9 protein-coding genes and 4 pseudogenes are annotated in these 12,375 nt (G+C 59.5%); 7 read left to right on the forward strand and 6 right to left on the reverse strand.

Annotated features, from left to right (window positions below):
- The 4 genes and pseudogenes from ACWUKX_RS30355 to tpa form a co-directional block, all read left to right on the forward strand.
- A pseudogene (locus ACWUKX_RS30355) lies at positions 1-190 on the forward strand (diaminobutyrate--2-oxoglutarate transaminase); the annotation flags it as partial.
- A gap of 295 nt (positions 191-485) precedes the next feature.
- A complete protein-coding gene (locus tag ACWUKX_RS30360) occupies positions 486-809 on the forward strand; it encodes a pantoate--beta-alanine ligase (RefSeq protein WP_456010357.1) in 324 nt (107 codons plus the stop codon).
- Between the two features lie 923 nt (positions 810-1,732).
- Positions 1,733-3,168 (forward strand): annotated as a pseudogene (locus tag ACWUKX_RS30365) (ISL3 family transposase); the annotation flags it as partial.
- A 275-nt stretch (positions 3,169-3,443) separates the two neighbouring features.
- Positions 3,444-4,211 (forward strand): annotated as a pseudogene (gene tpa / locus ACWUKX_RS30370) (hypotaurine--pyruvate aminotransferase Tpa); the annotation flags it as partial.
- On the opposite strand, the pseudogene ACWUKX_RS30375 reads toward tpa, so the two are convergent.
- Positions 4,205-4,436, reverse strand: a pseudogene (locus ACWUKX_RS30375) (DUF4372 domain-containing protein); the annotation flags it as partial. The pseudogenes tpa and ACWUKX_RS30375 overlap by 7 nt on opposite strands.
- Before the next feature lie 137 nt (positions 4,437-4,573).
- Between ACWUKX_RS30375 and ACWUKX_RS30380 the strand changes: the two are divergent.
- Positions 4,574-4,798, forward strand: a complete 225-nt coding sequence (locus ACWUKX_RS30380; RefSeq protein WP_456010369.1) for a hypothetical protein — start codon at positions 4,574-4,576, stop codon at positions 4,796-4,798.
- Positions 4,799-5,133: 335 nt separating this feature from the next.
- Here ACWUKX_RS30380 and ACWUKX_RS30385 read toward each other — a convergent pair whose 3' ends face one another.
- The 3 genes from ACWUKX_RS30385 to ACWUKX_RS30395 all read right to left on the reverse strand — a co-directional run bounded on the left by ACWUKX_RS30385 (position 5,134) and on the right by ACWUKX_RS30395 (position 8,072).
- Positions 5,134-5,667, reverse strand: a complete 534-nt coding sequence (locus ACWUKX_RS30385) for an N-acetyltransferase family protein (RefSeq protein ID WP_456010358.1) — start codon at positions 5,665-5,667, stop codon at positions 5,134-5,136.
- A 295-nt stretch (positions 5,668-5,962) separates the two neighbouring features.
- A complete protein-coding gene (ehuB, locus tag ACWUKX_RS30390) occupies positions 5,963-6,832 on the reverse strand; it encodes an ectoine/hydroxyectoine ABC transporter substrate-binding protein EhuB (protein WP_456010359.1) in 870 nt (289 codons plus the stop codon).
- A 712-nt stretch (positions 6,833-7,544) separates the two neighbouring features.
- A complete protein-coding gene (locus ACWUKX_RS30395) occupies positions 7,545-8,072 on the reverse strand; it encodes a hypothetical protein (RefSeq protein ID WP_456010361.1) in 528 nt (175 codons plus the stop codon).
- Positions 8,073-8,258: 186 nt separating this feature from the next.
- Between ACWUKX_RS30395 and ACWUKX_RS30400 the strand changes: the two genes are divergently transcribed.
- Positions 8,259-8,417: a hypothetical protein gene (locus ACWUKX_RS30400; protein WP_456010363.1), complete on the forward strand. Its 159-nt coding sequence runs from the start codon at positions 8,259-8,261 to the stop codon at positions 8,415-8,417.
- A 100-nt stretch (positions 8,418-8,517) separates the two neighbouring features.
- Here ACWUKX_RS30400 and ACWUKX_RS30405 read toward each other — a convergent pair whose 3' ends face one another.
- A complete protein-coding gene (locus ACWUKX_RS30405; protein ID WP_456010365.1) occupies positions 8,518-8,775 on the reverse strand; it encodes a hypothetical protein in 258 nt (85 codons plus the stop codon).
- Between the two features lie 759 nt (positions 8,776-9,534).
- On the opposite strand from ACWUKX_RS30405, the gene ACWUKX_RS30410 reads away from it, so the two are divergent.
- Positions 9,535-10,266: a maleate cis-trans isomerase family protein gene (locus ACWUKX_RS30410; protein WP_456010367.1), complete on the forward strand. Its 732-nt coding sequence runs from the start codon at positions 9,535-9,537 to the stop codon at positions 10,264-10,266.
- A gap of 341 nt (positions 10,267-10,607) precedes the next feature.
- Here the strand turns inward: ACWUKX_RS30410 and ACWUKX_RS30415 are convergent, their stop codons facing one another.
- Positions 10,608-12,098 carry an aldehyde dehydrogenase family protein gene (locus tag ACWUKX_RS30415; protein ID WP_456010368.1) on the reverse strand — a complete coding sequence of 497 codons (1,491 nt, stop codon included), beginning with the start codon at positions 12,096-12,098 and terminating at the stop codon, positions 10,608-10,610.
- Between the last annotated feature and the right edge of the window lie 277 nt (positions 12,099-12,375).

The raw sequence follows: 12,375 nt of genomic DNA on the forward strand, positions 1-12,375 counted from the left end.
TCGTCGCGGCTTGGTGATCGAGACCTGTGGCCCGCGGAATGGGGTGCTTAAGTTCCTTACTGCTCTCACCATCACAGAGACTGACCTGCGCCGTGGTCTGTCCACCATTCGCGACAGCATCAGCGCGGTGCAGGACAGCATGGCGGTAAACCTTGGGGAAGCGACTCCCGACACCGACCGATTTGATTAGTGGGATCAAACGTCGCCCTGGGAGGGACTGTGAGATCCCATGGGCGGGTGGATAGCGCCCCGGTCTTGACAGAGGAGTTGTTCATCAACCACTGGAAAACGGCCATGCCTATTGTAGCCGGCACGCAGTTCGACCGATCTGAACTTGCGGGCGAGCAAGGCTGACCGCCCCACATGTAGTCGGCGTCCTTGCGCAGCATGTGCCAGAACGGCGACGCCGGCGCCACCAAGAGCCGAGAAGCAGCGCGAGCGTGCCATTTCGCGACCGATGCGGGGCTTCGCGAAATCGTGGCCGCATGCCCGCAAGGGCGCAACGATTGCCGTGGTGCCGACCACCACATGTCAGCCTACTGCGCGCTGCGATCGAGCGCGCCGACCGGGTGATCGTGACGCTCTTCGTGAATCCGAAGCAGTTCACCAGCCAAGCGATCTCGCCCGGCTATCCGCGCACTGAGGACGAGGATGCACCAAGCCGGCGCCGCTCAGAGCGCACCTGCTTTATGCGCCGGATGCTTCGAGGTGTACCCGGACGAATTCGTCACGCCTTCAATCAGGTCGGAAAGGGATTGGCGCGTGCGCATCGATGCCGGTATTCTCCTCGTCATGGCGAGCTCCAATGAAATAATTCAAGGGGGTAATCGCGTCCAGCCTGGCGGATTTCCTTGGGTTCGGTTGCGTTTCGACCGGCATGTCCCCGATCGGCCAAAACCTTTCCGTCCGCAGGACAGTCTGTGGCCGCCCTTCGGTTCTGAACCATTCTCCAATCCGTGACCAGCTCGCTGGACTGCTGAAAAAACACCTGTGGCGGCGCCGCCGCATCGACGCCGTCAGACGGCGGCTGACCGGCGAAACGGCCCGCGACGATCTCAGGGTGATCGCCGAGGAGAGGCCGCATGGCCGACGGGGACCCGCCGGACACCGGACAAGCGGCTGATATCGATCAACCGGGCCGTGTCCATTTCCGAGCCCGAGGGTGCCGCGGCAAGATTGACCGCACCTGATGATCTTGGCGGCGACAAGCGACTAGCCGAATACCAGCCCTATTGCGCCGGTCTTTTGGCCAGGCTCCGGCAAGACTCTGAAAGCGGCGCAGCGTATGATCGGGCAATGGGCCTCGAATGCGATCCGGCCGTAGGCCGGTTCGTGCGGGAACAACGGGCGGGGACGATCGGTTGAAGCCAGCCACGGCCAGGCGCTCGGAACCTTTTCACCGCGGGGTGCCAGGCCACCAGCATGACGAGATAGATGTGGACCAGCGAGAGCCAGTCGCCGACCAGCCAGTCCTAGCCTTCGAGGGCGGCATCGAGAATGGCAAAGCCGCAATCCATTTCGGCAACCGCAGCCTTCTTCACCACATCAGATCCTCCGCCAGCCTGTAAGCCAGCAGCGACTTTGAGCCGGGAAGACCGCACCACTCAAGCGACCCGGCCTAATGGAGAATGCCGGCACCCGCTCGCATCCAGAAGATCGCGCGCACAACTGTTCATAATCCGGCACTTCACATAATTGCGGTTCAACGCGATGGTGCGCTCGACGACGTTTCCCATGCTGCGGGACGAGTTCATGCCGGACCCAGAGCCGATATATGCGGCAAGCCGCCGATCTGCCCATCGCTGGCCGGCGGGTGGTCTTGCGGGTGACGGTTCGCCGATTCTGGTGCAATGCCGTTCTTTGCCGCCGCCGCATTTTTGCCGAGCGGTTTGGCGCCGATGTTTTGGCCCCGTTATCACGAAGAACCGGACGCCTTGAGACCATCGTTCATCACTTGGGACTGGCGCTGGGCGGCAGGCCAGCTGCAGCCTTTGCCGATCGCCTGATGATGCCGGTGAGCAACGAAGCCCTGTTGCGCGTCGTGCGCCGCAGGACTGAACAGCCGCGTGATAAGCTCGCCATCATAGGCATTGACGACTTCGCATTCCGGCGCAGCCAGCGATACGGGACGATTGTCTGCGATCTCGAACGCCGCAGGCCGGTGACATTGCTGCCCGATCGCGAACAGGCGACATCGCAGGCTTGGTTGGCGAACCATCCTTCCATTGTGACTGTCGCTCGCGATCGGGGTGGCGGATATGGCGAGGCGATCGCCAAGGCCCTGCCTCACGCCGACCAGGTGGCCGACCGCTGGCATCTCATGGAGAATGCCAGTCGCGCTTTCCTTGATGCAGTCAGCAAATCCATGCGACAGATTCGAAAGACCGTCGGCAGCACCATCATCGATCCAAAGCTTCTCACCTATGCCGAGCGGCTGCAATATGACGGATATCTGCGTCGCCAGGAGACAAACGAGGCCATTCTGGAATTGTCGAAGCAGGGTGTGCCGATCAAGCAGATCGTGAAGCGTACCGGGCATAGCCGCAAGCTCGTCCGCAGCGTCCTGCGCGGTCAGCGCTCCGACATGTTCCGCGTCCGGCAGAGTTCGCTCGAGGAATGGCTTCCCTGGCTTGACGGCCGCTGGGAGCAGGGCGCGCGCAATGCTTCGGCGCTCTGGCGCGAAATGCGCAAGAAGGGCTTCCGCGGCCAGATCGGCGTCGTCTCTGAATGGGCGCGGCGCAGACGCCTTGCTGAAAAGGCCGATCAAAGCGCACTTGCCCGCACGCCTTCGGCACAAAGCACGCCAGGCTCATGACGCTGGCGCGTGACGACCTGTCCAAATCGGACGCTGTACTGATCGCGGCGATCGAGAACAATGTTCCTGACCTCGTCACCGCGCGAACGCTGATCGACGACTTTCAGCAGATGATCCGATCAAAGGCGGTCGCAAAACTGGACGCTTGGCTCGAGGGCGCGAAGGCAAGCCTCGTCGGCTCCTTTGCAAACGGGGTCGAAAAGGACATCGCCGCAGTCCGCAACGCCATTATCTCTCCGTGGTCGAATGGCCAGACCGAAGGCCAGATCACCAAGCTCAAACTCATCAAGCGGCAAATGTACGGCCGCGCCAAGATTGATCTGCTCCAGGCGCGCCTCGTCGGTGCAACTTAGGCTGTGGCCGCAGCGAGAGTGCGTCAGAGCCCCTTTTGCGCGAAAATATGGGGTCCCGATTCCACAGTTATTGACACTTCTGATCACATTTCGCACCTTTCCTGCATTTTTCTCACGCTATTTGCTCAAAGCGGCCGATCTATCGCGGTACATTCACGAGGCGGCACTGAAGCGGTCCGATCTCATGTTTTAAGCAGCCTATGCGGTAGCAGGCTGCAATTGGAAGGAGTTCGACACTATGAACAAGGAGGTCGCGCAGGGTTTTCCATGTCACTGAGCTTGAAAAGCTGAACTACTACGCGGGTGCGGCAGGCAACGTTCCGGGCGCGCTTTTCGCGGAGAAGCTGATCGAGAAGATGCCGGGTTTGACCCGCGTCTATTACTCCAACTCCGGCTCCGAGGCTAATGAGAAGGGCTACAAGATGGTTCGCCAGATTGCTGCGCGCCATCACGGAGGCAAGAAGTGGAAGATCCTTTATCGCGAGCGTGACTATCACGGCACGACGATCGGGACGCTCGCAACCTCCGGACAGCCGCAACGAGCCGATCAGTACGGCCCCTATCCGGGCGGCTTCGTCATGGTTCCCCATTGCCTGGAATACCGGAAGCAATGGGATGTCGAAAACTACGGCGAACGTGCGGCCGATGCCATCGAAGAGGTGATCCTGCGCGAGGGGCCGGCTACGGTTGGTGCGATCGTGTTGGAACCGGTGACCGCGGGTGGTGGGGTTATCACACCCCCGGAAGGTTATTGGCAGCGGGTGCAGGAGATCTGCAGGAAATACGACATCCTGCTTCATATCGATGAAGTGGTTTGTGGCCTTGGCCGTACCGGTACGTGGTTCGGTTATCAGCAATACGGCATCCAACCCGATATCGTGTCCATGGCGAAAGGCGTGGCATCGGGCTATGCTGCGATATCCTGTACGGTCACGACCGAGCCTGTCTTCGAGATGTTCAAGGACGCGCCCGAAGATGGCATGAGCTATTTTCGCGACATTTCGACCTTTGGTGGGTGCACAGCCGGCCCGGTCGCGGCACTCGCTGCCGAGGTGGTAATGGTGCTGGCCATTGGCGTTCCAGCCGGCTTCCAGGCTGCGAAGGCTCGCCGCGCCGCTGAACTGAGCATAGACCAACACCATCAGATGGTCCCAGCTCTTGAACGATTTGTCATAGGCATCCCCGTCGTGGCTATCCACAATCGTCTGGAAGCGGCGAACATTGATCGGTTCAACCAGCTTGCCAAGAATGCTAGGCGTAAAGCGCATGCCCCGTTCCCTTTCTGAGTCTCGACAACCAGAAGGTAGACGGAAAATCCCCGTCTTACGGGGCATGCGCATGCGGCATTTCGATTCACCAAACACTTTCCCCGGACAGCCCTGCGATCACCAGGAAGTTCGGCGCCTTGGTCGAGACGCTCGACGAGAAAGGCGGCGGCTCCCTCATGGATCTTGCCCGCGACCAGGAGCCGGATTTTCTCGACGCCACGCGCGGCCCCGGCGAACTCGCCGCCCACGGTGGAAGCGGCCGAGCGGCGCGAAGAGCAGGCAAATGGCTTGCCGGATACTTCTCCTATGAATGGGGCTATCTCCTCTGGTTGCGGATTGTGCCCCGCCCAAATCGTCCATGATCACGATGTCCCGGCCCGCAGGATCGGGAGCCGGAACGGTGAGATTGTGGATTTCGCTACCCGGTTAACCTGATCGATAGAAATGTGTGCGCGCGACGAATACGACGATTTCGTGCGTCTGCACCGAAAGGTTCGCAAAAAAGCGCTTCCGTTGCGCGGCTATATTCACGAGGCGGGTGCCGAGCGGCCTCACTGGATGAACATCCGAAGGCCACCGAGGCGTGGAAGGAGAGCGTCGATTTCAGCAAGCTCTTTGAGCCTCTTCGGTTATAAGCGACGGCTCAGACGAAATGGATGAAGTCAATTGCCCTGTCACGCCGAATTGTGGACAAGGCTCAGATACACTTTCGGGTAGCACAAGGCGAGGAAGTCTCCTTAAAAGCAGACGACGGCTTCCTAAACAGTGATTCGTCTACAGAGAGGCTCCATCGGCTCCATCGCAATGTCGGGACTGCACCGAGCGAGTGATAAAAAGCAATTCCCCCCTCGTTAGACAAGAGTGTTTGCCATTGAATCTCTTTGCATCCGCTTTCGCGGGCAAATTGCGTCAATATGCCAAACATTGCTCTTCCCATGCCTGAGCGCCGCACCTCGGGTCGGAGGTAGATGCAATCGAGATAGAGGTGGGGTTTTGCAGACCATGTCGAAAGCCTGATTGAAGCTGTCATGTATCCTGTGAGAGCGTCAGGACGATTATCTCCTTCGTCACAAACCCAGCCGAATAACTGGGCAGGTGTTCCAAAGAATGCCGAGTTCCATTTAGCACTCAGGCCCGGGTCAGCAATCGTCACCCCTTCCAAAGCGGCGTGCTCCTCACAAAGCTTTCGCAATTGAGAAAGATCGTTTGGACGCACAACTCTGATTTCCACGGGTGTTCTCCTGTTCTACCACGATCGTTCATTAGGAGCGGCGCACGTCAGGAACTACTCGGGTATCTGGCTGATGTGGCACGTTCGCTCGCCCGCATAATTGCCGTAAGGACCGAGACCTTGGTTGGCCTCGCCACAAGGACATTTGCACAGTCGCTGAAGTGGCGATCTGTTTGCTCAAGCAGCGAGCCGCGCCCTTATCGAGCATCGCCATGATGAAGCTTAGCTAGAATCATACGCTCCGCCACTGATCGCATCCCCGGCCATGGCCGGGGATGCGATCAGGCACATTGCCTCAGTCCTTGCAGAGATCAGCGGTCTTGCTGCCGTCCGGCAGATTGGCCCTGCCGTATCCGTATTTGCCGAATACCACCATCATTTCGTCAGAGCCGATATAGTCTTTCAGCGCGGCGTTGAAAGCGTCGACCGCAGCCTGCTGGTCAAGCGGGAAGGCGACGGCGGGATAGTTGGCGGGCGCTGTGAACGAGTCAGCCAATTCAACGCTGTGGTCCTTTTTAACGAGTCCAGTCGCTGTAAAGTAGTCGAGGGCACCGGCGGCGGCGCGGCCTGCCTTGACAGCCTGTGCGATCTCCGGCGGTCCGGCGACCTGCATGATCTTATCGTCGGCGATGCCGACTTTCTGCGCCTCCTGGATTGCGGTGTAGCCGGCGCCAGTGACGAGGGTGAGCGCCTTGTCACGCACATCCTCATAAGAATGCAGTCCTTCCGGATTGCCCTTGGGAACGAGCAGTGCACCTTTCTCCGCGGCGATGGGTTCGCTGAACAGCACGTTGCGGCAGCGCTCCGGTTTGATCCACATGCCGGCCGTGATAATGTCGAAGCGGCCGGCTTGCAGGCCGGGAACGAGCGAGCCCCACTCGGTTACGATAGGCTCCATTTTGGTCGTACCCATCTTCTCCAGAACGTCCAGGGTCATTTCATTGAGCACTCCGAGCGGCTCGCCGTCGGCACCTGGATAGGCGCCGGGAGGCTCGTTGGAGAAGCCGAGGCGGATGGTTTCTCCATTCTTGATCCTCTCGAGCAGCGACTCCGCCGACGCCGAACCGGCAAATGACGCGACTGCCACCGCCGCCATGCCCAGTGCCGCCATTCCCTTCAAGATTGTAGAGTTAAAGCTGTGGTTTTCCTGCTTCCGCTTGACCATTGGGTAGTCCTCCCGGTTCAGTTTCGCCGCTCGTCTCCCAAAACACACCCTGAGACATTCGGCGGTTCCCATCATCATGGGCGCCGTAGAGTCGCGTCTTGGCGGCCTTCGGATGTTTCATCCAGTGAGGCCGCTCGGCACCCGCCTCATGAATATAGCCGCGCAACGGAAGCGCGTTCTGCGAACCTTTCGATGCAGACGCACGAAATCGGCGTTTTCGACGCGTGAACACGCGTCGGTCGATCTAATGGACCGAAGCAAACATGTCCCGGTTCTCCCGACCGATTTTGCAATGGGACGCGGAAGCCGCTTATTCTGAAGCAGGAAATTCAACTTCCATCATGTGGAAAACGGGACGGCTATTGGGGTAGGACGAGCAGCCCCCATTGCAGTTTATCAGCTATCTGGCGGCTTGGCATCGAACCACGCCCGGACGCCGTCTATGCGCATTTAATGTAGACCCGCTTTGAGCACAGTCGGGTGTTGACGGATTTCTTAGGCTCCGCATTGCACCAGGGATGATCATCATGCCGCTTTTGTAGCTGCAATCGAAACGGCCGGCGCCAGCGATCGCGGTTGGGCGCTGGACGCTGTTCGCGATGGGGCATGGCGCGCCGTGTCGCCAAGCCCGCTGGCCTTTTTCAAGCATTACTCCCCAAACGCGCGTCTGCCCGGACATGACCTCATCGGTCAGGTCGTCTGCCTGAGCGGTTTAAGCGACGGACACGAACGTCATCCGATAAAGCGTTGCGGTGTCATAGATGGGCAGTCCAGTCCCACGGCGGAGTGCTGGCGTGACCATCGGGAACAACGTACATTCGAACAGGAGTGCGGCAATTTCCGGATGTGCGGCGCGAAGTCGCGCGACACAGGCTGCAACCTCAGACTCCATTTCGACAACACCAGTCGGCCACGTGTCACCTTCGATACCGCCGATCACTACTCTTGCGCGTGCGGATGAACCATCAATGCCCAGCAGCTCTTCGCCGCAATGACTTGAGTCTGCGGCCACAACGGCGAGCTTTGCGCCGGCCGGAAGCTGCCGCAGTAGGGTGGGCGCCAGTAGAAGGCTCGACATTGCCACGGGAACTTTGACCGACGCGGCCACTGCGGCCTGATACCGGATACTGAAGCCGCAATCCCCGGTTATTGCGACGGCCCCGCGCTCGACCAACCGCCTGGCAGCTGCAATGTAGGCTGGCTCGAGAGAAGCATCGCCGGGGATGACCCGATCCGCCAATGCTCCGGCGGCAGTCTCAATGATTATTGGGAAGTCGAAAGTTGCCGGATTGAAGACCGAGAACGGTTGCGGAGGTGGAAATTCACCTGGTGGAAGCCCGACTTCCAGTCCTATGATTCCGAGGGCTCTTTGTGGTTCAGTTGTTATGGAGGAGCCTCTTGAATTGGTAGTTGGTAGGGAGCTGCCGTGGTCATTGTTCCTAACACTGGCCGTCAGTTCGGCGCTGCAGGGCGCTCAGATTTTGGCAGCTTAAATCGGGCCAGTTTCAGTGAACATGCCGTCGAAGCGCAGGAGATCGGCGTTATTTTGTTAAATGCGCATGAAAGCCGTCAAACGGCTCTTTGATTGCGGATTGTTTGTCAACTCCGGATCTCCCACTGCGATCGTCGGGGTCCTGTTCCGTTCAGGTCGAATGTTTAATGTTCGGGTTGGGTGCTTCAACGGTTCAACGAGATGCAGACGAACTGCTGTCAGCGGTGTGACCGAGGTCACGGGAACCGCAGCCGAACACACGCAACCAGTTTCCGGCCGAGTTCAAGGCCAAGGTCGCGGTTGACACGATCTGCAGCGAGCGGCCGATCTCGGACTGGCGACAAAGCACCAGCTTCACCCGCATCCAGATCACGCAATGGAAGAGGCTTGCCATCGACAAGCTTGCCAGCTTGTCGATGGCAAGCCCTCCGACGCTTAGTTCGGCCGGCAAGCCGGCGTGCCGAAGCTGCACGCCAAGGCCTGTGCTCAGGCTCGGGCCGAGTATCGGACAACTCGTCGTCGGACGGAACTTTTCTGGCTAAGGTCTTCGATCGCTGAGCCTCGATCGGAGACAACATGGTTAATCCTGAGCACAGGCTCTCAATCGCCGCCAGTGCGAGCTGGTCTCGATTCGGCGACCTCGTCCTGTCGCCAGCTCACCGACGAGACCTCGAGAACATCGAACTGATGTGCATCATCCACGAAGCCTTCGGGGAACCCCCGATATGCTAGAGCCAGATGCCGCGGAAGCTGCGACTGCAGGGCTGGTGCCTTGGCGCAAGCTGGTTCGGCGGCGCTGATGCGCTAGAATCGGTCAATCGCCGATCTGGCAGGCGCCGGAGACCCGCAAGCCGCATCCACAGCACCAGCACTACCCGTACCTGCCGCGGCATCTGGATTGCTCGACTCAATCGGCTTGGTGCGCCGACGTGATTATCTATATCCCGATACGAACGCTTTCTCTCTACTTTAGTGACGGTCATGGACTGGTTCAGCCGCAAGCTTGTCGCTTAGCGGCTGTCGAACCACGATGAATGCCGACTTCAGGGTCGCCGCCCTCGGTACATCGCCGATTTCCTGCGAAGTCCGGCAGATTATTGTGCGCAATCACCCGCCTAGCGCTGCTACGCTTGTCAACATCTCTTCATCGCAGACCGAATGAACGGCCGCTCCTACGCTTGACTTTTTCGGCTGCAACTGGAGGTCATCGATGGCGCGAATCGGAATTATAACCACCCCGGACGACGCAAACGACCGCGATTTCTGGCGTTGGACCCCAGCGGGAACCACACTACTGTTCACCCGGACGCCGCTCGACACATTCGTGGAGTCTGACGCAGGACCCTGGATCCCGTCTGATGAGGAACTGATCGAGGGCACGCGCGCATTCGTGACCGTGCGCCCGGCGGTCATCACCTTCGCGTGCACATCGGGCAGTTTTGGTGCGGGGCTCGCTAACGAGCGCCGGATCCGAACCACCATGGAGCGGGCTGGGGCCGAGAAGGCTCTGACCACGAGCGGCTCAGTGCTCGACGCGCTGCATGCGCTCCGCGCCCGTCGGGTCGCAGTCGTGACCCCCTACGACAGGATGACCACCCACCTGTTGGGCAACTTCCTGACCGCGGCCCGCTACGAGGTCCTGTCTCTCATCAATCACGAGCCGGAATCGCCCGCCGGGCTGACCGACATGACGATCGAGGAGCTGTCGGAGGCTGCCCGGGCGGCGGATCGACGCCAGGCGGACGTGGTGTTCGTAAGCTGCACAGCCCTTGAAACGTACGATCTGATCAGTCAGCTGGAACGCTCCCTTAAGAAGCCGGTGATCAGTTCAGCACAGGCAACCGTCTGGGCGGCGCTCGGCGCAGCCGGAGTTGAGCAGAGCGCCATCGAGCAAACACTGTTCCAGCACGCCTGGGGGATCTCACCCGGCCGCGCTGCTTAGCAACTCCTGGCAGGTGTGGGAAAGCCCTGTGGATCGACCTGCATGGGTGGATGCCCGTAGTCGCAAGTAGATTCTTTGAACCGCGCGGGCTGTGTTCGTCAGCGTTCATATGTCAGGCCTCAATTGCGGCTATAAATTATCTTCCTAGCCGGTATGGTGATGCGCGGGGCTGCCTCCAGGACAAAATTGCGAGCGTCGAGCTTTTTGCAAGCCCCTGGCTGGCCAGCCGGGATCTCCTCCGCGGGCTCGATGAACTCGACGAGATGTTGGAAACGTCGTTTGAAGTGCACAAACCCATTCCGCAGAGACTTGCAGCATTCCGCCCACGTGGAAACAAGCTTTCAATTTCCAAATGATGGCTGGGAGATTCGAATCCCGATGTTTCTGGTCTGAACGTAGCCGTCCAGTGCTTCCTGACCCTTCTCCCTGCCGTAGCCGGACTGTTTTACTCCACCGAACGGCGTTTCGACGCCTCCGACGTACCATCCATTCACGTACACTTGGCCAGCCCAAAGGCGATCGGCGGTCCAAAGGGCCCGGTCGATATCCCGCGTGAACACGCCGGCTGCCAAGCCATGATCGGTGTCGTTCGCGAGATCGACCGCCATTACCGGATCATCGAACTTGGTGACGGCAAGAACGGGACCGAATACCTCTTTCTGGAAGAGACTGCTGTCTCGTGCAACATCGGCAAACACCGTCGCCGCCATGAAATAACCGCTTCGATCCGAAAGCGCAGTCCCACCGGTTACAAGTCGTGCGCCCTGCGAGCGTGCCGTCTGGCAAGCCTGCTCGATTCCCTGTCGTTGCTTTTGGGAGATCAACGGCGTGATATCGCAGTTCTCGCGTCCTGGACCGACTGACAGTCCTTCGACGCAGACCTTCACTCTCTCTATCAGTTCGTCTGCAATAGAACGTTCCACAACAAGACGTGTAAGGTTGTTGCAATTCTGGCCGGCATTGAGAAAGGTCCCGATGCGTACCGCTTCCACCACGCAGTCGAGATCGGCATCGGCACAAACAACTGCGGCCGACTTGCCGCCCAGTTCCATTATGCAGGGCACGATCCGATCCGCCGCCGTCTTGAGGACTTTCTGCCCGGTAGTCATCGAGCCCGTGAAGACGATGTGGCGAACATCGGGATGTTCGATCAGCGCCTGGCCTGCCGTTTGGCCGTATCCAGTGAGCACGTTGACCGCTCCGGCAGGCAGCCCCGCGGTCTCGCAGGCACCTGCAAGTTCAACTCCGGAAAGGGGGGCCAGTTCGGGCGACTTCACCACGACTGAGTTGCCGGTTGCGATGGCGCAGGCCAGCGAGCGGGCCGTCAGTTCAAGTGGACCATTCCACGGAACAATCTGGGCGGAGACGCCAAAGGGACTTCTGACCGTGTAGTCGACCAGGTTTGCCCCGCGCGGGATCGATCGCCCTTCAAGCTTGTCGGCCAACCCACCATAGTACCGCAGGTATCTTATTGCGGTCTGAACCTCGCCATTGGCGAGTTCCAATGCCTTCCCGGTCTCGGCGCAGTTGATGGCCGCGATCTCGTCGGCGCGCGCTTCAAGTGCGTCAGCAACGCGAAACAACATGCGTCCGCGATCATAGGGATGCATGTCTATCAGAACGCGGTCGCGAAAAACGCGGTGGGCAGCAGCAACGGCGAGCTCGACGTCCTTGGGCCCTGCTTCAGCTACGATAGCAATCGTTTCGCCGTTCGACGGGTCATCGACCTCGATACGTGCACCCGACAGACAATCCTGCCACTTCCCATCGATGTAATTCTTGATGACCTCTGTATTAGCCATTCCGGCTTTCCTTCGCGTTTCGATCAGCAATCTTGTGTTCCGCTTTGATCGCGGAACTCTTACAGCTGGTGCGGGGCGCACCAGTGCTACTTCGCCGACTCTCAAGCCGAGCCTGACCCGGAAGGATCGGTCACGGCAGCGGGATTGGCGCTTCTACTGACGGAGAACTCTGTCCTGCACCGCGCTGATGCTGTCGCGAATGATCGACAGACCACGGCGCAGGTCAGTCTCTGTGATGGTGAGGGCAGTCATGAACTTCAGCACCTCACCGTAAGAACCGGCGATCTCGATCACCAAACCGCGACGG

This window comes from Mesorhizobium sp. f-mel, from assembly GCF_053850215.1.